This window comes from Streptomyces sp. NPDC048473, assembly GCF_043200155.1.
Classification (GTDB): domain Bacteria; phylum Actinomycetota; class Actinomycetes; order Streptomycetales; family Streptomycetaceae; genus Streptomyces.
The window spans coordinates 531,930-557,433 of the sequence record NZ_JBICXE010000002.1 but is presented as its reverse complement, the minus strand read 5'-3'; the positions used below and the strand labels follow the sequence as shown (position 1 = coordinate 557,433).

Sequence of the window (25,504 nt, the reverse complement as noted above, 5' to 3'; positions counted from 1 at the left end):
CTCGTCCGTTGCTGACAGGCCGGGTGCGTACGGCCCGAGCGTGTGCGAGGACGCGGTTTCGTTTCTCTCAGCCCGGATGCTTACACCGGCGAAACATCGCTTTCGGTTAAACAGAACCCATGCGTGTGCTGGTGGTGGAGGACGAGGAATTCCTGGCCGGGATGATCGCCGAGGGGCTGCGCCGCGACGCCGTCGCGGTGGACATCGCCCCCGACGGCTTGGCGGCGCTGGACCGGCTTCGGTTCGGCGCGTACGACGTGATGATCCTCGACCGCGATCTGCCGGGGCTGCACGGCGACGAGGTGTGCCGGCGGGTCGTCGGCATGCGCCTGCTGACCCGGATCCTGATGCTCACCGCGTCCGGGACGGTACGGGACCGGGTGGCCGGCCTCGGGCTCGGCGCCGACGACTACCTGACCAAGCCGTTCGCGTACGACGAACTCCTCGCCCGGGTCCTGGCGCTCGGCCGCCGTGCCCGCCCCGCTCTCCCGCCGGTCCTGGAACGGGCCGGGCTGACGCTGGACACCGCCCGCCGCCAGGTCTGCCGCGACGGCCGCTACCTCTCGCTCTCCCGCAAGGAGTTCGCCGTGCTGGAGACCCTGCTGCGGGCCGAGGGCGCGGTCGTCAGCGGCGACGATCTGATCGAGGAGGTGTGGGAGGAGGACACCAGCTACCGCACCAACGCGGTCCGGGTCACCCTGTCCAAGCTCCGCGCCAAACTGGGCGCGCCCCCGGTGATCGAGACGGTCCCGGGGGCCGGCTACCGCATCGGGGACGGCCTCGCGGACAGGCCGGGGGACCACGGCCCCGCGAGCGGACCGGTGGGCGGCGACGCGACCGGACCGGTCCACGGGCCGGCGGACCAGCCGGACGACGGCCCCGCGGACCGGCCGGGGGAGGGCCGGTGAGCAGCGAGCGCGCCCGGCTCACCGCGCTGTACGGCGGACTGCTGGTGCTGGCCGGCGCACTGCTGGTGGGGCTGGTCTACCTGCTGGTCAGCGAGGGCCTCTACGCCAGTGTGCTGACCGCGGTGGCCCCGGCGGTCCCCGCAGGGGCCACCGATGTCGCCGTCCGGTCGGGCGCGACCCTCGCGCCCGCGCTGCCGTCGTCGGACTGGGCGCAGACCGCGGTCGCCCAACCCGGGCAGTACGCGGTGGCGCAGCGGGTCAGCACCGCCGCCGGGGACGCCGCGCTCAGCCAGCTGCTGACGGTCTCCGGGGTCTCCCTCGCCGTCTACTCGGCGCTCTCCGTCGCGCTTGCCTGGTGGATGGCGGGCCGGGTGCTGCGGCCGGTCGGCGTCATCACCGCCCGCGCCCGCCGGCTCTCCGGCAGCAACCTGCACGAACGCCTCGCGCTGAAGGCCCCGCCCGGCGAGCTCAAGGAACTGGCCGACACCTTCGACGGGATGCTCGACCGGATCGAGGAGCTGGTCGCCGCCCGGCAGCGGTTCGCCGCCAACGCCGCTCACGAGCTGCGCACCCCGCTCGCTGTGCAGCGGGCCGCAGCCGAGATCGGCCTCGCCGACGACCCGCCGCCCGAGAAGGTCGCCTGGATCCGGGACAAGCTCATCGACACCGCCGCCGACAGCGAGCAGCTCATCGAGGGACTGCTGCTCCTCGCGGTCTCCGACGAGGGCCTGCGGCGGCGCGAACGGGTCGACCTGGACGCGACCGCGGCCACGGTGACCGAGGCGCTGGAGGCGGAGGCGAAGCAACGGTCCATCACCGTCGAGGCGGAGGCCCGGCCGGTGTCGGTCGAGGGCGACCCGGTCCTGCTGGACCACCTCGTGCACAACCTGGTCGCCAACGCGCTGCGCCACAACCACCCCGGCGGGACGGTACGGGTCCGGGTGGGGCCGGGCGTTCTGGAGGTCGTCAACACCGGGCCGGTGGTGGACCCGGCGACCGTGCCGCTGCTGTTCGAGCCGTTCCGCCGGGCGCAGGCCCGCCGTCACGCTCCCGGTGAGGGGGCCGGTCTGGGGCTCTCCATCGTGGCGTCGATCGCGAGGGCGCACGGCGGCAAGGCGAGTGCGACGGCGAACCCGGGCGGCGGACTGACGGTCCGGGTCGTGCTGCCGACGTGCCCGTAGCGGGGCGGCCGGCGGCCCGGCGCGATCAGTGGCGGTAGAAGATCCGGTCCCGGTACTCCCTCATGATGCGCCCGTTCCACTCGTGACCGCCGTCGACGTTCCCCGACCGCAGCATCGGCGGTTCGACCCCCCGCTCCACGAGTTGCTCCACCGCGGCGGCCATCATCGCCTGCATCACCGCACTGGTGACGACCGTCGACGCGGGTGCGAACGGCGCCTCGACCCCCTCGGTGGTCAGCTCCGCGTCGCCGATGGAGATCTTGCTGTCGAGCACGATGTCGCAGTGGTCCCGCAGGAAGCCGCCCGAGCTGTGCCGGGACCGGGTGCCGTCCGCGTACGCCACCGAGGTGACGCCGATGACCTTCAGGCCGAGTGCCTGTGCGTTCATCGCCATCTCTACCGGAAGCGAGTTGCGCCCGGAGAGCGAGATGATCACGAGGACGTCGCCCGCCTTCGCGGGGCTGGAGTCGAGCACCGCGCCCGCAAGCCCGTCGACCCGCTCCAGTGCCGAGCCGAGGGTCGCCGGCATGACGTCGACGCCGACGCTCCCGGGCACGGCCAGCAGGTTCATCAGGGCGAGTCCGCCCGCCCGGTAGACGACGTCCTGCGCGGCGAGCGAGGAGTGCCCGGCGCCGAAGGCGAAGAGCCTGCCGCCCGCGGCGACCGTGTCGGCGATCGCGGCACCGGCGGCCGCGATGTTGCCGGACTCCTCGTCGCGTACCCGCTCCAGCAGGCCGATCGCTGCATCGAAGAACTGACCGGCCAGTTTGCTGTCGCTCATCGAGGAGGCCCTTTCCGGCGGGGGTGAGTGTCCAAGGGGTGTCCGTGCCGCGATCACGTTGCGGTCTGGACCAGTGACATGTCAATACCGCCCACGCCGCTCCGCTGCACGGTGTTCGGTCGGCACGGCACGGTTGTCGGCGGTATGCGTCAGAATTGGGTCAGGGCCAGCGCACGACGTTTTTCATGTCACAGCATCGAGGGGCACGAATGTCCGGACTGATCGACACCACGGAGATGTATCTCCGCACCATCCTCGAACTCGAAGAGGAAGGCGTGGTCCCCATGCGCGCCCGGATTGCGGAACGGCTGGACCAGAGCGGTCCGACGGTCAGCCAGACGGTGGCGCGCATGGAGCGCGACGGCCTGGTACAGGTCGCGGGCGACCGCCACCTGGAGCTGACCGACGAGGGGCGCCGCCTCGCGACCCGCGTCATGCGCAAGCACCGGCTCGCCGAGTGCCTGCTCGTCGACGTGATCGGCCTGGAGTGGGAGCAGGTCCATGCCGAGGCATGTCGCTGGGAGCATGTGATGAGTGAGGCCGTGGAGCGGCGGGTGCTGGAGCTGCTGCGCCACCCGACGGAGTCCCCGTACGGGAATCCGATCCCGGGCCTGGAGGAGCTGGGCGAGAAGGCCGAGGCCGACCCGTTCCTCGACGAGGGCATGGTGAGTCTGTCGGAGCTCGACCCGGGCGCCGAGGGCAAGACGGTGGTGGTGCGCCGGATCGGTGAGCCGATCCAGACGGACGCCCAGCTGATGTACACGCTGCGGCGGGCGGGTGTGCAGCCCGGCTCCGTGGTCAGCGTGACCCAGTCGCCCGGCGGGGTGCTGGTCGGCAGCAGTGGCGAGGCGGCGGAGCTGGACGCCGAGATCGCCTCGCATGTGTTCGTGGCCAAGCGCTGACGGGCGCCGTTGACAGACGTCGCTGACAGGCGCCGTCGGCCGAGTGCCGGCGGGGCGCTGAAGCGCAACGTCCGCTTTCCGTTTTTCCGCCCGGAATTGCAGCGCCCGGGCGGATCGCATGCCAGGCTGTGGCTGAGGCATACCTGAGAGTGTCGACCACCTGGTCGTGCGGTCGGGGAGGGAGCAGGCGCATGCGCCCGTCGTACTGGCATGTCCGGCATGTCTGGCACGCACATCGAAAGGTCGCTGCAGCGGTCCCGGCGGTCCCGGCCGCCCGCGATCCGCGCCCGGCCGCCCATGAAGCCCATGCTGCCGCCCACGTATCACGTGCCGCCGCCCGCGAAGGCGTTCCGGCGGCGACCGCTCCCCGAACGACCGCTCCCCGAACGGCAGAGGGCCCCGGCGCCTTGCGGCGCCGGGGCCTGTCCTCCCCTGTTTCGACCTGGAGCCCCGAGCTCTCAAGGTCGATCCCCACGGGCCCTCATCCCCGAGTGGCCCGCCTCCTGGAGAAGATCTCCCCTCCGCGGCCGCCGTCAATCCTTGGAGCCGGTCACTCGAACGAGGGGTGTTGGATGCCGGAACCCGGTATTCGAATAAAGGTTCGATAGTCTGGCGTGACGCGACCACACGGTGATCGAGCGGTGATCAAGCGGTGATCGAGGACCAGAAGGGGGTGCCAGAACATATGGTGCGACGCATCGATGTGGCCGGGACCGACGGCGTACGCCTCGCGGCCTGGGAGTTCGCCGACCCGCCCAAAGGGCGCACGGAGGGCGAACGCGCCCCCGGGGTCTTATTGCTCCACGGTTTGATGGGCCGGGCCTCGCACTGGGCCTCGACCACCCGCTGGCTCGCCGAGCGGCACCGCGCCGTCGGCCTCGACCAGCGCGGGCACGGCCGCAGTGAGAAGCCGGCCGAAGGCCCGTACACCCGTGAGGCGTACGTCGCCGACGCCGAGGCGGCGATCGAACAGCTCGGCCTCGCCCCCGTCACCCTCGTCGGGCATTCGATGGGAGCGCTCACCGCCTGGCAGCTCGCCGCGAAGCGCCCCGATCTCGTCCGGGCGCTGGTCATCTGCGACATGCGCGCCTCCGCGCTCGGCGCGGCCTCGCAGCGGGAGTGGGAGGACTGGTTCAAGTCCTGGCCGGTGCCGTTCGCGACGCTCTCCGACGTACGGAAGTGGTTCGGCGAGGACGACCCCTGGGTGGAGCGGCCCAACCCCGCCCGCGGCGAGTTCTTCGCCGAGGTGATGGCCGAGCGGGCCGACGGCTGGCGCCCCGTCTTCTCCCGCCGCCAGATGCTTCAGTCCCGCGCGACCTGGGTGTTCGACGCGCACTGGGAGGAGCTGGCACAGGTCCGGTGCCCGACCCTGGTGCTCCGCGGCCTCGACGGCGAGCTGGGCCGGGCGGAGGCCCAGGAGATGGTCCGCGTACTGCCGCGCGGGCAGTACGCGGAGGTGGCCGACGCCGGCCATCTCGTCCACTACGACCAGCCGGAGGGCTGGCGCGCGGCGGTCGAACCCTTCCTGGAGCAGTTCGCCGAGGACCACCGGGACGACCGCGAGCCCGTATCCCCGTAGGAAGAGGGCCTGTCTCCCCGCGAGAGAGACAGGCCCTGCAGAAGAGACAGGCCCTGAAGAGGCGACGGCTCTCAGCCCTTGCTGACCGCCGCCAGGATCTCCGGGAGCCGGTTCGCCGTGCGGGGAGCGGCGAGCCGTAGCCCCGCCCAGGCGATCAGCGCCCCGTACACGGCCCCCGCGGGCAGCAGCAGCCACAGCCGCTGCTCCATGTCGGCGACATGCAGCCAGATCGTCACCGCGATCACAGGTGCGCAGAGCAGCGCCGCCGAGATCATGCCGCCGAAGATCGAGATCCAGGCGAGCCCGGCCTGCCCCGGCACCACGTTCTTGAACGCCCCGTCCTGCGGGATCGAGTAGGGGAAGCTCGCCGACGCCACCGCACCCGTCGCCAGCATCGCGCCCAGCAGGGCGAACGAAAGACCCATGACCCCCGGCAGTGCACCCCAGTCGCCGAGCACCGCAGCTGTCACCACCGTCACCAGAATCGTGTACGGCAGTGTGATCAGCAGCAACGCCATTGCCCGCGCCCGCAGTTCGAGGTACGCGTCCCGGGTGGAGGAGATCGTCAGCGCCACCATCCAGAACGCGGAGGTGTCCTGCCCGAACTGGTTGTACATCTGCATGCCGAGCATCCCGGCGGCGAAGCACGCGAAGTAGAGCGAGCCGGTGCCCTGCACCGCGTTGAGCAGCGGCACGATCAGGCCGATCGCAAGCGCCGAAACCCAGGCGGCCTTGGTCTTCGGGTCACGTGCGACGTACCGCAGACCGCGCTCCATCACCGGGCCCGTGCGTCCCTGGGGCAGCAGCGCGGAGAGCCGGGAGCCGTCCCTGCGGGCCTTCTTGCGGGTCGGCTCGGCGGCGGCCAGGGTGGAACCGTCCGGGGCCGTCATCAGCTTCACCAGGCTCCGCTGCCACAGCCACAACAGCGCGAACAGCGCCACCACGGACAGCAGCAGCTGTACGGCGGCCTGCCCGTACGAGCCCTGCGACGCCGAGTCCACCGCTCCGACCGCCGAGGCGGGCGGCAGCCAGCGCACCACGTCCGCGACCGGGTCGAGCGCGGAGAGCCCGCCCGCCCGGCCGAGCCGCTGAGCGCCGAAGTTGACGAACTGGAAGCCCACTGCGATCACGAGTCCGCTGAGCACCGCGAGATCGCGGCCCTTGCGTGAGGTCAGCAGCCGGGTGTTGGCCGTGGCCACGGCCCGCGTCAGCGCCACGCACACCAGCAGCGTGAGCGGTACGGCCACCACGGCGAACACCGCACCGGCCACCCCCTGCGCCACCGCGAACACCGAGCCGGCTGCCAGACAGAGCGTGAACAGCGGACCGATCCCGACCAGTGACGCCATCAGCAGCGCGGCGATCAGCGGGCGCGGCCGCAACGGCAGCATCACCAGACGGCTCGGGTCGAGGGTTTCGTCACCGCTGGGGAAGAGCAGCGGCATCACGGTCCAGCCGACCGCCAGCACCCCGGCCAGCAGGACGACGAAGGAGCCGGCGTGGGCGTGCCCGCGCAGCGCGATCAGACCGATCAGCTGGCCCGCGGCGATCAGGAGGGTGAAGACGATGGAGGTGATGTACGCGGCCCGCCGGCCGGCCGACTGCCGCAGCCCGTTGCGCAGCAGGGTCAGCTTGAGCCGTACGAAGACGGGGACGAGCCCCTCGCGCCCGCTCGTGCTGTCCCGGCCGGGGGCGGCCCCCACGGGGGTGCCGAGCACGCTCATCGGTCGCCGCCCAGCCAGTCCAGGGACTCGCCGGTGGTCCGGGAGCCCGCGCCGACGAGTTCGAGGAAGGCGTTCTGCAGCGAGGTCGCATCGCCGCGCACCTGGGCAAGGGTGCCCTGGGCCCGGATCGTGCCGGCGGCCATGACGGCCACCCAGTCGCACAGGGACTCCACGAGCTCCATCACATGGCTGGAGAAGACAACGGTCGCCCCCGAGCGGGTGTACCGCTCCAGGACCTCGCGGATGGTCTGCGCCGAGACCGGGTCGACGCCCTCGAACGGCTCGTCCAGGAAGAGCACTTCGGGGTTGTGCAGCAGCGCGGCCGCGAGCCCGATCTTCTTCCGCATGCCGGTCGAGTAGTCGACGACCAGCTTGTGCTGGGAGCCCGCCAGATCGAGCACATCGAGGAGCTGGGTGGCCCGCTTGTCGACCTCGGCGCCCGGCAGCCCGCGCAATCTGCCGGTGTACGCGAGGAGTTCGCGCCCCGAGAGGCGTTCGAAGAGCCGCAGCCCCTCCGGGAGCACACCGATCCTGGACTTCACCTCGACCGGGTCGTGCCACACGTCATGGCCGCCGACCTCGATCAGCCCGTGGTCGGGGCGGAGCAGTCCGGTGATCATCGACAGCGTGGTGGTCTTGCCCGCGCCGTTGGGCCCCACCAGGCCGACGAACTTGCCTGCGGGCAGCTCCAGATCGATCCCGGCGACCGCGGTCTGCTCCCCGAACCGCTTCCACAGCCCCTGAACGCGAACGGCGGGCGGCGCTCCGCCCGCCTCTCCCGTTTCCCCCGCCCGTACTGCTCTGTCGGTCTCTGTCCGGTCCTGCATGATGTGTACTGCCTTTCGGTGTCCCCGTGTATGGGGACCACCCTATGAAAGGGCTCCTACGAAAGGCGTTCTCGTGCGTCGGCTGCTTCCCTTGCGCAGGCGTAGGCGAGCGGGCTGATGAGCTCCTCCGCGTCCGGCAGCCACCGGTTGGCGGGGGTGGGGCGGCGGGCCCACTGCACCGCCCCGCGTCCGCCGACCCGGGTCGGCGGCCCGGTCACGTAGTGGCCGTCGCCGCGGCCGACGAGGTCGATCGCGGCGGCCACCCAGTCCAACTTCCGTACCAGCTCGTCCACTTTGGCCGCCGCGCCCGGCAGGACGAAGAAGAACATCCGCCGGTCGGGGGTGCGGGTGACGGGCCCGAGCGGTACGTCCAGCCGCTCGATCCGGGCCAGCGCCAGGAAGCCGGCGGACTCCGGTACGTCGATCGCGTCGAAGGTGCGGCCGGTGGGCAACAGGATCGACGCCCTGGGGTGTTCGGACCACATCCGGTGGGCCGTGGCACCGCTGCCGCTCGCCTGGCCCGCCCAGTCGGGTCCGGTGGGGTGGGCGCCGGGGGAGGCGCATCCGGCGTCACCGCACGAGCACCGCTCGGCCCCCTCCGCCGCCTCCAGCCAGGTGCCGGGGCATACGTCCCAGTGCCGCTCCTCCGCGTACCGCACCGCGGCGTCGAGCAGTTGCTCGCCCCGCTGTCGGGGGATCTTCGCGGCTTCCATGACTCCGATGGGCTCTTCGGCTCCGATGGGCTCTTCCACGAACAGCACAACTACCGCCACCACCCGGGGTTACGGGCGTGGCGGGCGTGGTCACGGCTCGTCGATCCGGCATGCGGGGCGCATGGATGCATGGGTGGGGGCGCGCGTGAGGCGGTGCCCGATCGGGCGGGTAGCCATATACGGGCAACCCCGGAACGGTCGGCCTCTGTCATATGCCGACATGAATGGCAAGGAACACGACGGACGTGACGAACACGATGTATGTGTGCATTTTCCGTGTATTTGCCGGGCAGTGATCCGCTCATCGATCACTGCGGCCTCAGGGGGAAACATGGCAGCCAGGCCTCTCGTCGCCCGCCAGCCGAACGAACGGCTCCAGGCGCTCATTCAGGAAGCCGGATGCTCCAACGCCGGCCTCGCCCGCCGCGTCAACATGGTCGGCGTGGAGCGCGGGCTCGATCTGCGTTACGACAAGACCTCCGTGGCCCGTTGGCTGCGTGGACAGCAACCACGCGGCAGGGCACCGGGAATCATCGCCGAGGCGCTCGGCCGCAAGCTCGGCCGTACGGTCACGATCGACGAGATCGGCATGGCCAACGGCAAGAATCTGGCGTCCGGTGTGGGCCTGCAGTTCGCCCCGACCGTGATCGGGGCGATCGAGCAGGTCTGTGAGCTGTGGCGCAGCGATGTCGGCCGCCGCGACTTCCTGTCCGGTTCGTCGATCGCATCGTCGGCGCTGGTCGAGCCCAGCCGCGACTGGCTGATCACCGGCGCCGACCCGCAGGTGGCCCGGGCCGCCGGAGCGCGCGTCGGGATGTCGGACGTGGCGGCGGTACGGGCGATGACGGCCGCGCTCGTCGACCTCGACCACCGGTTCGGCAGCGGACATGTGCGACCGGTCCTGGTGCACTACCTGAACAGCGTGGTCTCCGGGCTGCTCTCGGGGGCGTACCGCGAATCGGTCGGGCGGCAGCTGTTCGCGGCGGTCGCGCGGCTCACCGAACTCGCCGGGTACATGGCGATCGACACGGGCCAGCCGGGGCTCGCCCAGCGCTACTACATCCAGGCGTTACGCCTGGCGCAGGCGGCGGGCGACCGGGCGTACGGGGGTTACGTACTGGCCGCGTCGATGAGCCATCTCGCCGCGCAGCTCGGCAATCCGCGGGAGATCGCCCAACTGGCACGGGCCGCGCAGGAGGGCGCGCGCGGGCGGGTCACCCCGAGGGCGGAGGCGATGTTCTACGCGGCGGAGGCGCGCGGACACGCCCTGCTCGGCGACGCCCGTACCTGTCAGGCGGTGACGAGCCGGGCACTGACGGCCATGGAACACGCCGAACCGGGCACCGGGGACGACCCCGACTGGATCGCCCACTTCGACCACGCCTATCTCGCCGACGAGCTGGCGCACTGCCACCGCGACCTCGGCCAGGCGGAGGCGGCCGCACGCCGGGCGAAGGAGTCCCTGGACGGCCACCCGGAGTCCCGGACCCGCCGCCGCGGCATCGGCCTGGTGCTCCTCGCCACGGCCCAGGTCCAGCTGCGCGAGGTGGAGAAGGCCTGCCACACAGGCACGCGGGCGATGGAGCTGCTGGGGTCGGTGCGCTCCAGCCGGGGAGCGGAGTATCTGGACGATCTGCAGCAGCGGCTGATGCCGTACGGGGACGAGCCGGCGGTGCGGGAGTTCGGGGCGCGGCTGGAGCTCCAGGCGGCGTGAGCGGAGGCCCGATCGGCGGAGTGTGTCCGAGCGGCCCCTTAACTGCGTCTTAAGAGCGCTGGGTGTTACAGCGCTTGTGAAGGGGTGGTGAGTGGCAACACGCGCTTGGCGAACGGCGGCAACCACCCGATAGCGTGGGCCGACGATTCCGTAGGTTTACACGTAGGAGTCCCGGTGACGCAGAGCGGACAGGGTGACGAGCAGCAGCTCCCTGCTGTACGGCCCGCGCACGAAGGTGTCGTGCTGCCCGCGGGTGGCGGCGAGCCCTGGATACCAGGGGGGCCGGCGGATCAGGGCGCCCCGGCGGGCGGCCAGCCGTGGGGGCAGCCCTGGGGGCCGCAGGCGGCGCACCAGGACGCCCTGCCGCAGCCACAGGCACATGCTCAGGGGCAGGGGCAGGGGCCGTACGGGCAGGGTCAGTACGAGCAGGGTCAGTACGGTCAAGGGCAGTACGGTCAGGCCCAGCCGGTGCAGGCGTACGGACAGCCGCAGGCCCAGCCGCTGCCTCCCGTACAGCCTCAGCAGCCCCAGCAGTCGTACGCGCAGCCGTTGCCGCCCGAGGCCGTGCCCGGCATGGGCATGGGCGGGGACGCGGATGCCACGCAGTACATCGCGCCGGTGCCCGCCGGGCCCTCGCCGGGAGGGCTGCCGCCGGAGAGCCCCGCGGAGGCCACCCAGTTCCTCGGCCACGGAGCGCCGCAGCCGCAGGCGTACCAGCAGCCCCAGGCGCCCGCGCACGGCGGCGACGCCGAAGCGACCCAGTTCATCCCGCCGGTCCCCGGTGGTGCCCCGTACGGCATCAGGCCCGGGACCCCCGGCGACCGGCAGCCGCCCGCCGAGTTCGACAACCTGTTCCGCAACGACGGGCCCGCGGGCGCCACCCAGCAGATGCCCAGGTTCGACCCCGCACAGCAGCGCCAGGGTGCCTATCAGCCCCCGCAGGCCCCGCAGCCCCAGTACGAGCCCGTGGACGAGGGACCGCAGGGGCAGACCGGGCCGCGCAAGAAGCGGGCGCACGTCACGCTCATCGCGGCGGTCGTCGTCGGCTGTGCCGTCGTCGGCCTCGGCGCGGGTGCGCTGATGAGCGGCGGCGACGACAAGGGCGCGGACAACAAGCAGCCGGTGGCCGCCGCGAGTTCACCCGCCGGGCAGCCCTCCACGCAGGCCGCGGCCGATCCGGCGAAGCCGCAGGCCGAGGCGCTCGACAAGCTGCTGGCGGACAGCAACAACAGCCGTGCCGCAGTCATCGGGGCCGTCGAGAAGACCAAGAACTGCACGGATCTGGACCAGGCCGTGACCGATCTGAAGGGCGCCGCCCAGCAGCGCCGCGATCTGGTGACCCGGCTCAAGGGGCTGACCGTCGACAAGCTGCCGAACCATGCCCAGCTGACGACCTCCCTCACCAAGGCATGGCAGGCGTCCGCCGCCGCCGACGAGCACTACGCCGCGTGGGCGGGCCAGGCCAAGGACGGCAAGAAGGTCTGCAAGCACGGCAAGGCCCGTACGACCTCCGAGACGCAGCAGGCCACCGTGCAGAGCGGTGAGGCGAGCAAGGCGAAGCGGCAGGCGTCGGGGCTGTGGAACTCGATCGCGTCGAAGTACGGGCTGACCCGGCGAACGGCGACCGAGCTCTGAGATCAAGCCCCTCCGGCGGGCGTTCCCGGGGGCACTGCCCCCGGATTCCCGCTCCTCAACCGGAGGGGCTTGATTGGGCCGGGTGAGGCGTGAATTTCAGCCTCGCCGGCGTTTGAGGCGCGGGGGCGGGGGCCGAGCCCCGGTTCGGGAAGGGGCGGGCAGGGGAACAAGCACGCCGCAGGCCCCCCGTCCCCCGGCCCCCTCACCCCTTCGCGCTCGCATCCGACAGTGTCTGCGTGACGTCCACGAACCCCTTCTTGTCCGCGATGAGCCGACCGTCACGCACCACCTGAAACGTCACCCTGGTGTTCACGATGCGGGGATACGCGGACGAGCCGAGCATGTCCTTGAAGCGCCAGCGCAGCACCGGCGTGAGGCCGCCGGTGTCGACGGGGGTGCCGTGGTTGAGGGCGGAGACGAGTTTCCCGGCGGTGATCTGCGGGGCGTCGATCGACTTCACGATTTCGTTCAGCGCGGTGTACGCGATCCACGTGGTCTGCACGCCCGTGTCGTCCGGGTCGATCCGGTTGTCGCCGAAGGCATGCTTACGGATCACCTCCCGCATCCGGTCCCAGCGGGTGTCGCCCGAGTCCGGGTACCAGCCGGTGATGTAGGCCCCCTCGAACGGGCTGTTCCGGCCGCCGGTGCTGTCGATCAGCGGCTGCCCGACACTGCCGAGGACGGACGAGATCCGTACGTTCCCGTACGACGGTTCGAGCCGGCGGAAGGAGTCGAAGAACGTCGCCGTACGGTCCCCGAGCACGGCCGTCACGCAGCCGCCGCTCGTTCCCGCCGCCCGGAGCGCCCGCCCGGCGTCCTCGTCGTACGAAGTGGCCGACTCCGCCGCCCGGATGTCGGCGGGCTCGGGCCGACGGGCCTCGGTGAGGCCGGTTCTGAGGAGCCAGGCCTGGCCGTCGCCGCCCAGAGTGTCGGGCCGCACCACGGACACCCGCTCGCAACTGCGGGCGAGCTGCCGGGCGTTGCCTGCGAGCAACGCCGGCTGGCCGCCATTGATGGGGTAGGAGTTGTAGCTGTTGAACTCCTCGTCGGAGGCCCCGTAACCGCCGATGTAGGGGATTCCGGCGGTCTCCAGCGGCGCCATGAACGACGACCCGTGCCGGCTGTACGAGCCGACGACCGCCACCGCCTTCTCCTTGACGGCCAGCCGGGCGCAGTTTGCCGCGCCGATCGAGGTGTCCGACTCGTCGCAGGTGACGACGCGCAGCTTGTGTCCGTCGAGCCCGCCGTTGTTGTTGGCCCAGCGGGCGTACGTGCGCGCCATGGCGGTCATGCCCGCCATGTTCACCGTGTCCACCTTGTCCGGTCCCGCGGCTCCGCCGGGGGCCCACGTCACGACGGTGAGGGGCTCCCTGGAGTCCCCCGAGGCCCCAGGGAGCACACCGCAGCCGGTGACCAGCAACGCCCCGACCGCCGCCGTACTTGTGAGGAGCTTGTAGGGGCGGGGGGAGGTGGGGCGTCGCCGTCCGGTCATGGGCATGAACATTTCCGCCTGCGGGGTAACGCCGCAGTGTGCTCCGCACAACGCTCGGTGACATCCGGGTGAATTACGGGGGCCTGTGCGGGGAGCCGGAAAGGGAACGTACGATCGACAACCGTGCAGCAAGGTTCGGAGAACTCTTCCCGTCGCGGCCGTCGCTCCTCCACCATGGGCGGCATGCCGCTGAATGACATGCCTTGGTGGCGCTGGCGCAGCAACGTGCGCTCGGCGCTGCATATGCTCTCCGACCCCGTCTTCCATCACGAGTGCTGGCTGGCCGGCCGGGAAGGGTACGGCGACGTCACCGACGCCGTGTACCGCCTGGTCGAGGACACCTGGCTGGACAACTGGTCCGCCGAGAAATACGTCGGGACGATCTTCCGCGACTCCGGCGAGTCCGCCCTCGTCGACGTCGCCGTGCTCCGGGTGCTGCGCATCATGCACCAGGTCGGCGCGGACGCCCCCGTGTCGGCGTATCTGGAGCACCACGGCTGGCCGGAGGCCGTACGGGCCGCCCGCGAGGCCCATGTGCTGCTTGCCGCCAATGACGGCGACGACCCGGACACTCCGCCGCGCTCCCTGGATGTGCTCCGCATCATGACCAGGACGGCCTGATACCGGTCCGGTGTGGCACGCTACGGGGATGACCGCGCCGCAGCCCGCTGAGACCACTCCCGAGCAGTACGTCCTCACACTCTCCTGCCCGGACAAACAGGGCATCGTGCATGCCGTGTCGAGCTATCTGTTCATGACCGGCTGCAATATCGAGGACAGTCAGCAGTTCGGCGACCACGACACGGGTCTGTTCTTCATGCGTGTCCACTTCTCGGCGCACAGCCCGGTGACCGTGGAGAAGCTGCGGGCCAGTTTCGCCGCGATCGGCGACTCCTTCCGGATGGACTGGCAGATCCACCGCTCCTCGGAGCGGATGCGGGTCGTGCTGATGGTCAGCAAGTTCGGGCACTGCCTCAATGATCTGCTGTTCCGCTCCCGGATCGGGGCGCTGCCGGTCGAGATCGCCGCCGTCGTCTCCAACCACACGGAATTCGCCGAGCTCGTCGCCTCGTACGACGTTCCCTTCCGGCACATCCCGGTGAACAAGGAGAACAAGGCCGCCGCGGAGGCGGAGCTGCTGGAGCTGGTCCGCGAGGAGAACGTCGAGCTGGTCGTCCTCGCCCGCTACATGCAGGTCCTCTCGGACGATCTGTGCAAGCAGCTGAGCGGCCGGATCATCAACATTCACCACTCCTTCCTGCCGAGCTTCAAGGGCGCGAAGCCGTACCACCAGGCGCACGCCCGCGGTGTGAAACTGATCGGTGCGACGGCGCACTATGTGACGGCCGACCTCGACGAGGGGCCGATCATCGAGCAGGAGGTCGAGCGGGTGGGCCACGGCGTCACGCCGGACCAACTGGTCGCCATCGGGCGCGATGTGGAGTGCCAGGCGCTGGCGCGGGCGGTGAAGTGGCACGCGGAGCGCCGCATTCTGCTCAACGGCCGCCGTACGGTGATCTTCTCGTAGGGAACCGGACCCTGCTGTTACGGCCGGCTCAGCGACTGGAGACGGCCCAGCGACTAGCTAGAGCCGGCTCAGCGAAGCCGCCGCGAACAGCACGTCGCGGATCGCCTCGCGGTCGCCCTCCTGACCGGCCGCAGCCTCCACCGGCGATACATGCCCGGCCACCAGCTGGCAGAACTCGACGCCGTCCAGCGCGACCTGCGCCACCGCGTGCGCGGACGAGCCGACCGCGGCCGGGGAGTCCAGTGGGATGTACCAGTCGCCGCCGCCCGAGCCCTCGACCTCCAGATGCAGCGAACGGCCCGGTGAACCGGCCGTCACCAGATGGCGGGCGGGTCCGGCCAGCCCCGACCTGCGGCGCTCGGCAAGAGCCGCCGGGAGGAGCCGGGCCGCAAGGTCGATCATCCGGTTGAGATGGGCGGCCGACGGAGCCTCGTACGGATAGTCCACCGCATTCGCGATGTCGCCGCCGTGCACCCAGCATTCGAAGGCCCGGTCCAGCAGCGCGTCGTGCATCGGAAGGGCGAAATCCCCGTACGAGACAGAGAGTTCGGCGACTCCGCGACCGGCGAAGGACACCGTACGGATGAGGGCGTGGCTCTGCTCGCGCCACGGCTCACGGATCGCACGGGTGGGCGGCCGCCGGGCTGCCGACCAGTACTTCTCCGTGCGTGCGGTGGGGGAGAGCGGCCAGCCGGTGCCCCGGCCCATGGCGCCGTCGCCGAGCGGGACATCGATGCCGAGAGCGGTGCCGACCAGCCCGTCGACGGTCATGAGATGGCCGATGACGCCCGCGACCGTCGTCCTGCGACTGACCTCCTGCTCGCCCTCGAACCACTTCAGCCGCACCGGGGCGTGCCACTCCGAGCGGCCGATGTCACGCAGCAGCGCGTCGAGCCGCGCGGTCTCCGCGTCGTACGGGGCGGCCCAGTCCGGCACCGGGATGCCGGCCGGACGGCGGCTCAGACAGGTGTCGATCACCCGGGAGCGCAGCGCCGGATCGAGATCCAGGCTGCGGTCGGTCTGCAGCAGGCCGACCGCGTCGCGCAGCCGCAGGGCCTCGTCCGCACAGGCGGCGCACTCGGTCAGGTGCGCCTCGACGGCCTCGGTCTCCTCCGCCGAGCAGGCGGCCAGGGCCCAGGCACCGAGGAGGGCCTTGAGGACACGGTGGGGCAGCACCAGCGCCGGTGCGGCGGGCGGGTCCGACGGGTCCGGTGGTGCCACGGCAGATTCCGGTTCCGGTGTCGTCGGTTGCGGGGCCGGCCGCGGCTCCTGGGGCGGGGTCGCGGGCACGGGCGGCGGCAGGGGTACGGCATCGAGGTCGAAGTCGTCCGCGGCGGCCCGCGGTCCCGGTATGCGCCGCGCACCCCGCCTCTCGTCGTCGCGTCCGTCGCCCTCGCGTCCGTTCGCGTCGTCGTCACCGGTCACAGCGGCCGTCCGTATCCGGGCGGCGACGCCCCCTCCAGCGGGCGGGTGTGCGCGGTGGAGAGCAGCTGCAGCCCGAGCCGCAGCCGGCGGCGGGCCTCGTCCTCGGTGACCCCGAGGTCGGCCGCCGTCTGCCGGTAGTCCCGGCGCTGGATGTACGCGAGCTCCAGCGCGGCCCGCAGCGGGGCGGGCATGGACGCCACGATGTAGTCGGCGCGGGCCGCGGCCGTGGCCCGGCGCACCCGCTCCTCCAGATCCGCCGGGGCGGCGGCCCCGGTCTCCTCGTCCGTACCGTCCCGGAAACTGTCCGCCTCCGCGCGCAGCCGCCGCACGGACTGGCGGTGCGTGAGCCGGGTCACCCAGGACCGCATCGAGCCCTGCTTCGGGTCGTACGCGTCCGGGTTCTCCCACACGTAACCGAAGACCTCGCGGGTCACCAGATCGGCGGCGGTCTCGTCGTCGAGCATCCGGTGGGCCTGGCTGTGCACGAGCGAGGCGAACCGGTCGTAGAGCTCGCCCAGAGCAGCCGCCTCACCGCGCTCCAGCCGCTGCTGCATCTTGCGGTCCCAGCGAGGTGGTGCGTTCTTCGCCATGCGACCCCCAGCCCTGTTCCCCTCGTCACATCGAATGTAGTCGGCGGCACCGACGATGCACGCCCTTTGCGGCAAGTACGCCCCTGATGAGGCCCGGGATGGTAGAGAATGCGCCGTCCGACGACGACGGTCCCGGTTGTGTCCTGCCGGGCGGCTCGGTGTTTCATGGGTCTGCGGCCGGGGCAGCCGCGAGAAGGAACGGAAACTTCCGGATCGTCGGAATCCCCGGAACGAGAGGCCCAGTCGCGTGAGGAATCCTTGCCCTCGTGGAAGCCACCCACCGGCTGCAACCACCCATGCCCCCCGGCTCACCCAGGAACGTTCCCGGACGCCACTGAACGTGGCCGAGACCGTGCAGGGCGACTGGACGGTGCTGCGCATACGGGGCGAACTGGATCTGGTGACGTCGCCGGCCGTGCGCCAGTCCGTCCATGACGCGGTTGCTGTCGGCCGCCATGATGTGGTGCTCGACCTCTCCGAGGTCCTGTTCTGCGATTCCAGCGGCGTCGGCGTACTGATCGCGGCCCGCCGTCTGATGCGCTCCTGCGGGGGCCGGCTGCGGCTGATCCTGCCGGCCCGCGGTGCGGAAGAGGGCTCCCACGTCAACCGGGTGCTCGCCGCCCTCGGCGTACGCCGGCTCTTCGACGTCTACCCCGACCGGTACGCGGCCGTCGACGACGAGGCCCGGCCGCTCTCGGCGTGAAGCCGGTCCATGACCAGGTTGTAACACCGGTGGCGCGCGTAAGTGACACGTGGCGCCTGTCGGCGTCGTACGCTCCCCGCATGGACAGCGCAGAGTATGAGCGCAAGATCGCCTTCCGCTTCGCCGCCTTCGACCAGGACGGCAATGGATACATCGATCGCGCGGATTTCAGTGCCGCCGCGGCCCGTCTGCTCACCGAATTCGGTACGACGGCCCGCTGCGACAAGGGCCAGGCGCTCTACACCGGGGCCGAGGCCTTCTGGCAGGGCATGGCGGGCATCGCCGACGTCGACGGGGACCAGCGCGTCACCCGTGAGGAGTTCGTGGGCGGGGCCGTGAAACGGCTGCGCGACAACCCGGAGCGCTTCGCGGAGATCGCCCGCCCCTTCCTGCGCGCCGCGATCGCCGTGGCGGACCAGGATGACGAGGGCGTGGCCTCCGTACCCGCCGTGGAGCGGGCACTGAAGGTGCTGGGCGCGAGCAGGGAGACGGCGGCCTTCGCGGCGCAGAGCCTGGACGCGGACCAGGACGGCAAGGTCGCCGAGAACGAGGCGGTGGCGGCGTTCGCCGCGTACTTCACGGTGATCGCGCCGGACGTGTAGGCCCTCCTGTCGGGCGGCGGCCGGACGGAGGTGCCAGGTGCGTCCGGCTGTCGTTTCGCCCTCAATCGCCGGGCGGGCCGGGTGGTGCGGGCCGGCCGGGGGTGGAGAACCGCTCCCGCAGCCGGTACTTCAGTACCTTCCGCAGCGCCTCGTTGCGCGGCAGCGCCGCCACCACCTCCAGCTGTTCGGGCAGTTTGTGCACGGAGAGGCCCTCCGCCCGCAGGTAGCCGGTGATTTCCGGCAGGGTCAGGGGGGCGGCGCCCGCCGGCTGTTCCACGACCGCGCAGACGCGTTCGCCGCGCTCCGGGTCCGGAAGCCCGATCACCGCCACGTCCCCGACGCCCGGGTGCCGGTGCAGCAGGTCCTCTATTTCCTTGGCGGAGATGTTCTCGCCCTTGCGGATGATGATGTCCTTCAGCCGCCCGGTGAGCACCAGATGCCCGCTCGCCTCGACATGGCCGACATCGCCGGTGATCAGGAACCCTTCCGCGTCGAAGACCGCCGCTGACGCCTGCGGGTTGAGATAGCCCTTGCAGACGGCCTCCCCGCGGAGCCGTACCTCGCCGTCCGTGCCGTACGGCAGTGGTTTGCCGTCCTCGTCGGTGATCCGTATCTCCATCCCCTCGGGCGGGCGACCCTCCGTCTCGGCGAGGTGTTCCGTCGTGTCGTCGGGGGCGCCCATCGTGATCATGGGGACCTCGGTCATGCCGTACCCGTGGGTGAGCTGGATGCCCATCTCCCGTACCACCGCGTGGTAGATCTCCGGCGGTTTCGGCGCCCCGCCGCCCGCCAGCAGCCGCAGGGTGGGGATCAGCTTCCGGTCCGGGGCCCTGCGCTGTTCGGTCAGGAACATCGAGTAGAACGCCGTGGACCCGCCCGCGACCGTCACCCCGTGGCGCCGGTAGCCCTCCAGCGCGTCCGGCATCGCGAAGTGCTCGAAGAGAACTGCCGGGAAGCCGTACAGCAGCAGCATCACCGCATAGTCCGGACCGCCGACATGGGCGAACGGGAACGCCACCGAACCGATGTCGTCGGCCGACAGACGCAGCGCGTGGGCCAGGCAGGAGCCGCCCGCGATCAGGCTGCGGTCGGTGTGCAGGACCCCCTTCGGGTCGGAGGTGGTGCCCGAGGTCCAGTAGATCCAGCGCACCGCCGTCCCGTCGGCGGGCGGGGGCGGCAGCACGGACGGATCGCCGTCCGGCAGCGACTCGTACGTCTCGAAGACCAGCGGCGGGTGCTCCGCCTCCGCGGCCAGCCGGTGCGCCATCGCCGTGTGGTCGAAGCCGCGCCAGACACCGGGCACGGCGAAGAAGCCGGCCTTCGACTCGCGCAGCGCGAACCCCGTCTCGCGGTCCCGGTAGAACGGGATGACGGGCGTCTGTACGGCCCCGATCCGGGTGAGGGCGAAGGAGAACAGCACTGTCTCGAGCCGGGTCGGCAGCTGCCAGGCGACGACGCTGCCGGGGCGCACACCCATCCCCCACAGCCCGGCCGCGACCCGCTCGCAGCGGCTGCGCAGCTCGCCGAAGGTGAGGGTGCGGTCGTCCTGGATCAGGACGGGGCGGTCCGGGGTCAGTGCGCCCCGGCGCTCGATGAGCTCCCAGAAGGTGCCCGATGCGCCCAGGGCGTGTGCGGTCTCGTTCACGGCGAACCCCTCACAGCTGACGGGTAGTCAGATCGTGCGGAGAGCGTAGAGCGCTGCGCCTTGTCGGTCCAGAGGCGCGGAGCTAGCCTGAGGGCGACGTCAATCTGACGGGTCATCAGAAAAGCGCGCGCCGAAGGGGACACCATGACGGAACTGCCTCGGATCGTCAGCGTCGACGACCATGTGATCGAGCCGCCGCACCTCTTCTCGGCCTGGCTGCCCGCCAAATACCGCGAGCGCGGCCCGCAGCCGCTCACCGCGGGCATCGGCGAGCTGGCGTACACGGGGGGCAAGTACGTCATCACGATGGACCCGGACGGGCCGCCCACCGACTGGTGGATCTACGAGGACCTGAAGTTCCCGTACAAGCGGAACATCGCCGCCGTCGGCTTCGACCGCGACGACATGACGCTGGAGGGGATCACCCGGGCCGAGATGCGGCCCGGCTGCTGGGACCCGGCCGAGCGCCTCAAGGACATGGACCTCAACCATGTCGAGGCGAGCCTCTGCTTCCCCACCTTCCCGCGGTTCTGCGGGCAGACCTTCGCCGAGGCGCATGACAAGGAGGTCGCGCTCGCCTGCGTCCGCGCCTACAACGACTGGATGGTCGAGGAGTGGTGCGGCGACAGCGGCGGCCGGCTGATCCCGCTCTGCATCATCCCGCTCTGGGACATCGGCCTGGCGGTCGCGGAGATCAAGCGGAACGCGGCGCGGGGGGTGCGGGCGGTGACCTTCTCCGAGATCCCCACCCACCTCGGACTGCCGTCGATCCACACCGGCTACTGGGACCCGTTCTTCGCGGTCTGCCAGGAGACCGGCACGGTCGTCAACATGCACATCGGGTCCAGCTCGCAGATGCCCGCCGCCTCGCCCGACGCCCCGCCCGCCGTACAGGCCAGCCTCTCCTTCAACAACGCCATGGCCTCGATGATGGACTTCCTGTTCAGCGGGGTGCTGGTGAAGTTCCCACGGCTGAAGCTCGCCTACAGCGAGGGCCAGATGGGCTGGATCCCGTACGCGCTGGAGCGCGCCGACGACGTCTGGGAGGAGCACCGGGCCTGGGGCGGGGTGCGCGATCTGATCCCCGAGCCGCCGTCCACGTACTACTACCGGCAGATGTTCTGCTGCTTCTTCCGCGACAAGCACGGCGTCGCGTCGCTCGATGTCGTCGGACGGGACAACGCCACGTTCGAGACCGACTACCCGCACGTCGACTCGACCTTCCCGCACACCAAGGAGGTCGCCCTCGACCACGTCAAGGGACTGGACGACGAGACCGTCTACAAACTGATGCGCGGAAACGCGATCCGGATGCTCGATCTGGACCTCGACAAGTAGGCGCGCGGTGGATCTCGCGTACACGGAGGAAGAGGAAGCGTTCCGGACGCGGCTGCGCGCGTGGCTGGCCGCTGTGCTCCCCGGGCTGCCCGCGAAGCCCGGCCCCGACGACTGGCCGGGGCGCCGGGCGTACGACACCGCCTGGCAGCGGATGCTGCACGACGCGGGGTACGCGGGCCTGCACTGGCCCGTCGACGCGGGCGGGCAGGGCGCCACCCCGACCCAGCACCTGATCTTCCTGGAGGAGACGGAGAAGGCCGGAGCCCCGTACGTCGGCGCGAACTTCGTCGGGCTGCTCCACGCCGGGCCGACGATCGCCGCCGAGGGCACGGCCGGGCAGCGGGCGCGCTGGCTGCCGCCGGTGCTGCGCGGCGACGAGATCTGGTGCCAGGGGTTCAGCGAGCCGGAAGCGGGCTCCGACCTGGCCTCGCTGCGGACCCGGGCGGTGCGGGACGGCGACCACTATGTGGTGAGCGGGCAGAAGATCTGGACCTCGCACGCGGAGGTCGCCGACTGGTGCGAGCTGCTGGTGCGTACGGACCCGGCGGCGCCCAAGCACCGCGGGATCAGCTGGCTCGCGATGAGGATGGACGCTGCCGGCGTCACCGTCCGCCCGCTGCGCACCCTCGCCGGGTCCACCGAGTTCGCCGAGATGTTCCTCGACGAGGTGCGGGTGCCGGTCTCCCACCGCATCGGCGCGGAGAACGACGGCTGGCGGGTCACCATGGTCACCCTCTCCTTCGAGCGCGGCACGGCGTTCGTCGGCGAGGTCGTCGCCTGCCGCCGCACCTTGGACGCCCTGGCCGCCGAGGCGCGGGCGAACGGCCGCTGGGACGACCCGGTCCTGCGCCGCAGACTGGGCAGGCTGAACGCGGAATTCCGGGCGCTGTGGCGGCTCACCCAGTGGAACGTCAGCGACGCGCAGGGCAGCGGCGGCGTGCCCGGCACCGGCGGCTCGGTCTTCAAGCTGCGCTACTCGCAGGCCCGCCAGGAGCTGTACGACGCGGCCGCGGAGGTGCTCGGCGCGGACGCGGCCGATCTGGACCGGGAGTGGGTCCTGGACCGGCTCTCCTCGCTCTCGTACACGATCGCCGCGGGCACCTCGCAGATCCAGCGGAACATCGTCGCCGAGCGGATCCTCGGCCTGCCGAAGGGGCGGTGAGCGGACTGTGGACTTCCAGCTCTCGGACGACCAGCGGGCCCTGCGGGCGGGGGTACGGGAACTCCTCGCCGGGCGCTTCGGCAGGGACCGGATGCGGGCGGCTCTCGACGGCGGTACGGGCATCGACCGGGCCCTGTGGCGGGAGCTCGGCGAGGCCGGGTTCTTCGCGCTGCGGCTGCCGGAGGCGGAGGGCGGTGTCGGGCTCGGGCTGCCCGAATCGGTCCTCCTCTTCGAGGAGGCGGGGCGGTCGCTGCTGCCCGGACCGCTGATCGCCACCCACCTCGCCGCCGGTGCGGTGAAGGGGGCGGCGGAGGGCGAGGCGGTGGTCGCCGTGCTGGACGGGGGGCAGCCGGTGGGGCACCTGGGCGATGCGGACGGCCTGCTCGTACTCGGGCCGGGGGAGGCGCGGGCCGTGGCCGGCGGGGCGCTGCGGGAAGTCGTACGGGAGGCGGCCGGACCCGTGCGGTCGCTCGACCCGTTCACGCCCCTGTGGCGGGTCACGGGCCCCGTCGGGCCCGGCGAGCTCCTGCCCGGCGGGGCGCGGCTGCGTGACGAGGGTGCCCTGCTCGCCGCCGCCGAACAGCTCGGCAGCGCCGCCCGGACGACCGAGATGGCCGTCCAACACGCCGGTGAACGTGAACAGTTCGGTTCGCCGATCGGGTCCTTCCAGGCGGTCAAACACCTGTGCGCCGGGATGCTGGTCCGCGCCGAGCTCGCCCGCAGCGCCGTCTACGCGGCGGCCGTGACAGCGGACCCGGTCGAGATCGCGGGCGCCAAACTGCTCGCCGACGACGCGTCCGTCCGCAATGCGCGCGACTGCCTCCAGGTGCACGGCGGAATGGGCTTCACCTGGGAGGCAGACGTTCATCTGCACCTCAAACGGGCGTGGCTGCGGTCCGGGCAGTGGCTGACGGCGGCGGCGGCCGAGGAGGCCCTTGCGGCCGACCTGTGCTGATCGCGCACGGGTTCCGTGGAGGCTCTGGTCGCGCGACGGTGGGTGGATGCGGACTGCACACATGTGACAGGCAGGCCGCTGAGCCTCACGCTGCGGAGTTACGCAGCGCAGTCGGCAGGTTCCGATGCCGGCTTGTGTCCTTTGCGTAATTCGTCACGGGGTGGAGTCGGCGCCGGGCTCGGGTACGCTCCGTTGGATGCGAGAGGTTCTGGAACCGGATGATCCGGATGTTGCCCGTGCGGCGACTCCGGACCGGAAGAGGTGCCCTGCTCGCATTCCATACAGAAGCGCCGGGCCTGCCCGGGAGACGACTCCCGCAGCCTCGATGCGCCTCTGTTCGACTCCCCGCAGCGCGCGTCGCACAGTATGCACCACGCGTACTCCTTCGCGCTGGAATATGCCCGAAGCGCTTGTTGCGGTGACTGTACGTCAACCATGCTGTCTCGTAAGGGAATCACGTTCCGTGACCCTGAGGAGGCGCGAGGCGATGTGTCCGCCGGTTCGGATGGTGTGAGCGGTGCAGGTGCTTCAGGTTCAGCTGGAGGTCGGGCCGGATCCCGCGGAGGTCGGGAGGGCCCGTAGATGGGCGCGATCGAGACTGGTCGGGTCCGGAATAAGAGACGACGAGCCGCTGGCCGAGACGCTCATCCTGCTGATCTCGGAGCTGGTCACCAATGCGGTGGTCCACACCGGGTGTCCGGCCGTCCTGCGCATGCTGTTCGGCTCGACGGGCGCGGCCGGTGCGGCCGGGACCGTACGGGTCGAGGTGGCCGACACCAGCTGTCGCCCACCGCAGCAGCGCCACGCGGAGGGCGAGGACACCGGCGGCCGGGGCCTGGAGCTCGTCGACGGCCTCGCGGACCGCTGGGGCTGGCAGCCGGAGGGTGCAGGCAAGCGCATCTGGTGCGAGGTCGACCGGGGCGTCCCGCTGATCCAGGTGGTGCCGGTGCACCCCGGTGTACAGGGTGCACAGGGTGTTCATGGCGCACGGAGCGCGCCGGGCACGGCGGATGCGGACCGCGAGGTGTACGAGTCGTCACGAGCCGTTACGAATCGCGCATAAAGACTGAACGTGCATAAAGGCTAAAGCTGTCGGCCCGGGTTGTGGTCCGGCGTCGGCCCGATCCCTTCGGTCGGCCCGAGTCCCTTCAGAGGACGGCGACCGGCGCGACCGGGGTGCCGGTCGCGCCGACGAACGGTTCCGGCATCGCGGAGAGCAGGAAGCTGTACCGCCGCTCCTCCGCACAGGCTGTGGACAACTTTTCCAGGTTCCAGTTCTGGCCCTGCAGCATGCCCATCTCGACCAGGTCCAGCGCATGCACCCCCAGCCACAGATCCTCGATCTCGGGCGGGAAGATCTCGAAGGTCAGGGTGTCATTGGCGACCGCCGCGACATCGCGCGCACGGAACCACTCGGGTGTCCGGATCGAGAGACCGGGCGACGGATAGGCGTACGCATGCTTGTCGCCCGCCAGATAGACCTGCACCTGCCCCGTCCGTACGAGCACGATGTCACCGGCCCGGACCCGGATCCCCGCCAGCTCCTCGGCCGCGTCCAGGTCCTCGGGGGTGACGGCATGGTCGCCGGGCAGCCTGTCCGTGCCGTGTGCGCGTGCCACATCGAGCAGCACCCCGCGCGAGACGATGTGCGGCGCCTTGTCGATCCCGCTGAACTGCGCGCCGCCGTGCGCGGTGATCGTGGCGGCCGGGCGGCCGTTGTAGATCTTCCCCGAGTGCGAAGCGTGGGTGAGAGCGTCCCAGTGGGTGGCCGTCTGCAGGCTCAGGACGGCTGTGTCGTCGCTGGTGGCGACGGTGCCGGGGCCGAAGAGCTCCTGGTTGATCTGGACCATGGAGTGCAGCGGATTGATCCGCCCGGGGATGAGCCCGCTCTGGACGCCGTCCTGCTGGAGGGGGAGCGCGAGCGGGATGCGCAGCCCGGTGCGGACGGTGGCGGCCGCCTCCCGTACGACCGCGTCGGTGATCAGGTTGAGCGTGCCGATCTCGTCGTCGGTGCCCCAGCGGCCCCAGTTGTTGACCCGCTTGGCGATGTCGTGGAACTCGGCCGGCAATGACATGGGGCCTCCCGGGGCTTGTGCTCGT

The 25,504-nt window shown here is 71.2% G+C and carries 23 protein-coding genes; 14 read left to right on the top strand and 9 right to left on the bottom strand.

From position 1 onward, the window contains the following. Positions 1-119 precede the first annotated feature (119 nt). Positions 120-908 (top strand): response regulator transcription factor, encoded by a 789-nt coding sequence (locus ACGFU7_RS05960; protein ID WP_393692682.1) that lies wholly within the window; start codon positions 120-122, stop codon positions 906-908. After that, positions 905-2,089, top strand: coding sequence for a sensor histidine kinase (locus ACGFU7_RS05955; protein WP_393692680.1), 1,185 nt, complete (start codon positions 905-907; stop codon positions 2,087-2,089). The genes ACGFU7_RS05960 and ACGFU7_RS05955 overlap by 4 nt, the downstream gene beginning before the upstream one ends. Before the next feature lie 25 nt (positions 2,090-2,114). Here the strand turns inward: ACGFU7_RS05955 and ACGFU7_RS05950 are convergent, their stop codons facing one another. Next, the gene (locus ACGFU7_RS05950) at positions 2,115-2,870 is read right to left on the bottom strand and encodes an SIS domain-containing protein (RefSeq protein WP_393692678.1); all 756 of its coding nucleotides are present in this window, start codon (positions 2,868-2,870) and stop codon (positions 2,115-2,117) included. A 209-nt stretch (positions 2,871-3,079) separates the two neighbouring features. On the opposite strand from ACGFU7_RS05950, the gene ACGFU7_RS05945 reads away from it, so the two are divergent. Continuing rightward, the gene (locus ACGFU7_RS05945; protein ID WP_093899867.1) at positions 3,080-3,772 is read left to right on the top strand and encodes a metal-dependent transcriptional regulator; all 693 of its coding nucleotides are present in this window, start codon (positions 3,080-3,082) and stop codon (positions 3,770-3,772) included. Between the two features lie 685 nt (positions 3,773-4,457). Then, on the top strand, positions 4,458-5,351 hold the full coding sequence (locus ACGFU7_RS05940) for an alpha/beta fold hydrolase (protein ID WP_393692676.1): 894 nt from the start codon (positions 4,458-4,460) through the stop codon (positions 5,349-5,351). Between the two features lie 71 nt (positions 5,352-5,422). Here the strand turns inward: ACGFU7_RS05940 and ACGFU7_RS05935 are convergent, their stop codons facing one another. The 3 genes from ACGFU7_RS05935 to ACGFU7_RS05925 are packed head-to-tail and all read right to left on the bottom strand — an operon-like array spanning position 5,423 to position 8,615. Then, entirely contained in the window at positions 5,423-7,075 is a 1,653-nt protein-coding gene (locus tag ACGFU7_RS05935) for a transporter (protein ID WP_393692674.1), read from the bottom strand. Further along, positions 7,072-7,902, bottom strand: a complete 831-nt coding sequence (locus ACGFU7_RS05930; RefSeq protein ID WP_393692672.1) for an ABC transporter ATP-binding protein — start codon at positions 7,900-7,902, stop codon at positions 7,072-7,074. Before ACGFU7_RS05930 ends, ACGFU7_RS05935 begins: the two co-directional genes overlap by 4 nt. A gap of 56 nt (positions 7,903-7,958) precedes the next feature. Continuing rightward, on the bottom strand, positions 7,959-8,615 hold the full coding sequence (locus ACGFU7_RS05925) for a bifunctional DNA primase/polymerase (RefSeq protein ID WP_393692897.1): 657 nt from the start codon (positions 8,613-8,615) through the stop codon (positions 7,959-7,961). A gap of 331 nt (positions 8,616-8,946) precedes the next feature. Here ACGFU7_RS05925 and ACGFU7_RS05920 point away from each other — a divergent pair, with 331 nt between their 5' ends. After that, positions 8,947-10,329, top strand: coding sequence for a transcriptional regulator (locus tag ACGFU7_RS05920; protein WP_393692670.1), 1,383 nt, complete (start codon positions 8,947-8,949; stop codon positions 10,327-10,329). Between the two features lie 174 nt (positions 10,330-10,503). Continuing rightward, positions 10,504-11,964 carry a hypothetical protein gene (locus tag ACGFU7_RS05915; RefSeq protein WP_393692668.1) on the top strand — a complete coding sequence of 487 codons (1,461 nt, stop codon included), beginning with the start codon at positions 10,504-10,506 and terminating at the stop codon, positions 11,962-11,964. A 202-nt stretch (positions 11,965-12,166) separates the two neighbouring features. On the opposite strand, the gene ACGFU7_RS05910 is transcribed toward ACGFU7_RS05915, so the two are convergent. Beyond that, the gene (locus tag ACGFU7_RS05910; RefSeq protein ID WP_393692666.1) at positions 12,167-13,456 is read right to left on the bottom strand and encodes an ABC transporter substrate-binding protein; all 1,290 of its coding nucleotides are present in this window, start codon (positions 13,454-13,456) and stop codon (positions 12,167-12,169) included. A 174-nt stretch (positions 13,457-13,630) separates the two neighbouring features. Here ACGFU7_RS05910 and ACGFU7_RS05905 point away from each other — a divergent pair, with 174 nt between their 5' ends. Together ACGFU7_RS05905 and purU are read left to right on the top strand one after the other, a co-directional pair. Then, positions 13,631-14,077, top strand: a complete 447-nt coding sequence (locus ACGFU7_RS05905; protein WP_393692895.1) for a hypothetical protein — start codon at positions 13,631-13,633, stop codon at positions 14,075-14,077. Between the two features lie 28 nt (positions 14,078-14,105). After that, the gene (gene purU / locus ACGFU7_RS05900; RefSeq protein ID WP_393692664.1) at positions 14,106-14,984 is read left to right on the top strand and encodes a formyltetrahydrofolate deformylase; all 879 of its coding nucleotides are present in this window, start codon (positions 14,106-14,108) and stop codon (positions 14,982-14,984) included. A gap of 57 nt (positions 14,985-15,041) precedes the next feature. Here purU and ACGFU7_RS05895 read toward each other — a convergent pair whose 3' ends face one another. Together ACGFU7_RS05895 and ACGFU7_RS05890 are read right to left on the bottom strand one after the other, a co-directional pair. Next, entirely contained in the window at positions 15,042-16,409 is a 1,368-nt protein-coding gene (locus ACGFU7_RS05895; protein WP_393692662.1) for a zf-HC2 domain-containing protein, read from the bottom strand. After that, the gene (locus ACGFU7_RS05890; protein ID WP_393692660.1) at positions 16,406-16,999 is read right to left on the bottom strand and encodes an RNA polymerase sigma factor; all 594 of its coding nucleotides are present in this window, start codon (positions 16,997-16,999) and stop codon (positions 16,406-16,408) included. Before ACGFU7_RS05890 ends, ACGFU7_RS05895 begins: the two co-directional genes overlap by 4 nt. 334 nt (positions 17,000-17,333) lie before the next feature. Here ACGFU7_RS05890 and ACGFU7_RS05885 point away from each other — a divergent pair, with 334 nt between their 5' ends. Then, the gene (locus tag ACGFU7_RS05885; protein WP_393692893.1) at positions 17,334-17,702 is read left to right on the top strand and encodes an STAS domain-containing protein; all 369 of its coding nucleotides are present in this window, start codon (positions 17,334-17,336) and stop codon (positions 17,700-17,702) included. A gap of 80 nt (positions 17,703-17,782) precedes the next feature. Continuing rightward, positions 17,783-18,304: an EF-hand domain-containing protein gene (locus tag ACGFU7_RS05880; protein ID WP_393692658.1), complete on the top strand. Its 522-nt coding sequence runs from the start codon at positions 17,783-17,785 to the stop codon at positions 18,302-18,304. A gap of 61 nt (positions 18,305-18,365) precedes the next feature. On the opposite strand, the gene ACGFU7_RS05875 is transcribed toward ACGFU7_RS05880, so the two are convergent. Further along, positions 18,366-19,949 carry a class I adenylate-forming enzyme family protein gene (locus ACGFU7_RS05875; RefSeq protein ID WP_393692656.1) on the bottom strand — a complete coding sequence of 528 codons (1,584 nt, stop codon included), beginning with the start codon at positions 19,947-19,949 and terminating at the stop codon, positions 18,366-18,368. Between the two features lie 144 nt (positions 19,950-20,093). Between ACGFU7_RS05875 and ACGFU7_RS05870 the strand changes: the two genes are divergently transcribed. The 4 genes from ACGFU7_RS05870 (at position 20,094) to ACGFU7_RS05855 (ending at position 24,467) form a co-directional block, all read left to right on the top strand. Further along, positions 20,094-21,287, top strand: coding sequence for an amidohydrolase family protein (locus tag ACGFU7_RS05870; RefSeq protein WP_393692654.1), 1,194 nt, complete (start codon positions 20,094-20,096; stop codon positions 21,285-21,287). A 7-nt stretch (positions 21,288-21,294) separates the two neighbouring features. Continuing rightward, a complete protein-coding gene (locus tag ACGFU7_RS05865) occupies positions 21,295-22,449 on the top strand; it encodes an acyl-CoA dehydrogenase (protein ID WP_393692652.1) in 1,155 nt (384 codons plus the stop codon). Between the two features lie 7 nt (positions 22,450-22,456). Further along, positions 22,457-23,404, top strand: a complete 948-nt coding sequence (locus ACGFU7_RS05860) for an acyl-CoA dehydrogenase family protein (protein ID WP_393692650.1) — start codon at positions 22,457-22,459, stop codon at positions 23,402-23,404. A gap of 517 nt (positions 23,405-23,921) precedes the next feature. Next, complete coding sequence (locus ACGFU7_RS05855) at positions 23,922-24,467, top strand: ATP-binding protein (RefSeq protein ID WP_393692648.1); 546 nt, start codon at positions 23,922-23,924, stop codon at positions 24,465-24,467. Positions 24,468-24,552: 85 nt separating this feature from the next. On the opposite strand, the gene ACGFU7_RS05850 is transcribed toward ACGFU7_RS05855, so the two are convergent. After that, positions 24,553-25,479: a cyclase family protein gene (locus ACGFU7_RS05850; RefSeq protein WP_393692646.1), complete on the bottom strand. Its 927-nt coding sequence runs from the start codon at positions 25,477-25,479 to the stop codon at positions 24,553-24,555. Positions 25,480-25,504 lie beyond the last annotated feature (25 nt).